This window comes from Vibrio thalassae, assembly GCF_900089835.1.
Taxonomy (GTDB): domain Bacteria; phylum Pseudomonadota; class Gammaproteobacteria; order Enterobacterales; family Vibrionaceae; genus Vibrio; species Vibrio thalassae.
The window spans coordinates 1-1472 of the sequence record NZ_OANU01000155.1; the positions used below are offsets into that span (position 1 = coordinate 1).

General features: G+C 44.8%; 1 protein-coding gene. It reads left to right on the plus strand.

The annotated features are described in order from the left end of the window. Window positions 1-1472, plus strand: a 1472-nt coding sequence (locus VTH8203_RS22960) for a hypothetical protein (protein ID WP_158296230.1), incomplete at both ends; no start/stop codon positions are given.

A 1472-nucleotide genomic window follows, 5' to 3' on the forward strand; every position in this document is an offset into this window, starting at 1 on the left:
TTAATTCACCCGACAAGGCATTTGTCAACGGCGATGGGCCAACAGCCTTATTGAAGAATGTAAATATCACCGATATTGATTCAAGCACAATAGCCAGCGCACAAATCACGCTAAATGGCGCCAATAGCAATGAGAGTTTAAGTTTTGTTGCGGCAGGCAGTATCTCGGGAAGCTACGATGCCAACAATCACACACTGACGCTGACGGGCACGGCCTCTATCAGTGATTACCAAACCGCACTAGAAGCCGTTGAATACAGTAACAGCGATCCTAGCTTTACTCACACAACCAACGATTCTCGTTCATTTAACGTCACAGTGACCGATATCAGTGCAGACAACACTCCAACACGCACTAGCGCTGTCGCCAATGGTTCGCTCACCTTATTTGGCGAGTTGACTAATATTCAACAATATGCGTCTAATTCCATCAATCCATTGGCACAAGAACCGACAGATGCGCATTATCAGGCGCTAGGATTTGCAACCAATTCAGACGATGGTTATTTTTCCAGTCAGCGCACAGCGCTTAACAATAAATTGGTCGGAGAGCATCCCCCTTTGCAAGATCTCAGCGATCTGCAAGCTTATATTGATACAGACACAGATAAAGATGGAATGAGGGATTACTTCGACCCAAATGTATCGCTCGTTAATGAGTGGGCAGACTATCTATTGCATCCTGAATATGTAGGAAATCTGCCTTCTGACACGAATAACATATATTCATACTTATATAAAGTGCACCTTAAGTTCAGCTTAAACGGCACAGAGACACTCGACTATGTTCAAGTCGTAACCTGGGCCGGTTCTTCCGATTTGAGTGAAGGCTACAGGTGGCCAAAATATTTAAATTATGAATTGAACGATCGATTTAGTCAGGAAGGTCTTAACGCAACCACCAGTGGCAGTATGTCGTCTAATACAGTGTCTGGTGTCGATTGGATGGAAGTAGATTACATTACTGAGTGGTGGACCATCATTGACTACATCATCAGTGATAGCAATCAAAAACCTGAATTAGCCGATTTTGCTGCAATCGGCATCGAAAACGTGGGAATAGAGCATGTCAATGAATTGCGTTCACTCGTGCGCGGCGTACAAAATGCAAGGAGTTATGATGAGGTTAAAAATCGCAGTAACAGTTATGTGATTATCCATGATTACGCCAAAGACAGCGGCAATCCTATCATTGCAACTGCGCCGCAAAGTACGGATTATATCAACATAGGCTTAACGCAGGATGTCAGCAGCGTCAGCGATTTTAATGCTTGGCTAAACGCTGCGCAGTTAGTCGTGGTAACCGACATTAGTGCCATGGTAAATGTCATTAACTACGCCAAAAACATTGCTGGGGCAAGCGTTCCCGCAGATACCGATTACACCCAAGCTGGGATCACTGGCGTTGATAGCAACAATATCACGGCAGTGAATAGCGAAGTATACGCTGAAAGCGCCACGTCGTTGGGTCAG